1 protein-coding gene is annotated in these 508 nt (G+C 61.8%); it reads right to left on the bottom strand.

Annotated elements, in window-relative coordinates:
• The coding region (locus tag EOC94_RS33505) for an acetyl-coenzyme A synthetase N-terminal domain-containing protein (protein ID WP_148128463.1) at positions 1-126 on the bottom strand (126 nt) is incomplete at its 3' end.
• Positions 127-508: the final 382 nt, after the last annotated feature.

The following is a 508-nucleotide window of genomic DNA, read 5'->3' as shown; positions in this document are numbered from 1 at the left end:
GCCAGCCGCGGCGTCGAACACCTTGTCCCAGGGCGAATACCAGTCGATGGCGCCGGCTGCGTCCGCCCAGAAGCGTTCCGGGTCGCGTTTCCAGCCTTCATAGACCTCGTGATAGCGTGAAGCCATCCATCCCTCCCCAGGAATGATTTTCTTCCCTCCAGATAGCGCGCTCTACCCTTGGCCGCAAATCCACGCCATTGTGACGACGGCATCGACCTGGCGCTTGGGGGCAAGCAGTTATGAACTGCGAGACGGGACTGGGGTGGTGATGTCTGCTGCTGTGCGGATCATCGGGCGCTTTTCGCTATCATCGGTCATGGGCGCCGTACTTGCTATGTCCACCGGAACCGCTGAAGCCGGCGATGCCGCGGCACGGCACATCATCGGCTTTTCGCCGGATGGCGCTTATTTCGCCTGCGAGCAATATGGAACGCTCGACGCCGGCGCCTCGGACTCCGGCTGGTCTGAGATCGACGTCATCGATACCCGTACGGATCGGTTCGTTGGC

This window comes from Mesorhizobium sp. M6A.T.Ce.TU.016.01.1.1 (assembly GCF_003997065.1).
Taxonomy (GTDB): domain Bacteria; phylum Pseudomonadota; class Alphaproteobacteria; order Rhizobiales; family Rhizobiaceae; genus Mesorhizobium; species Mesorhizobium mediterraneum.
This window is presented reverse-complemented; position numbering and strand designations above follow the sequence as displayed.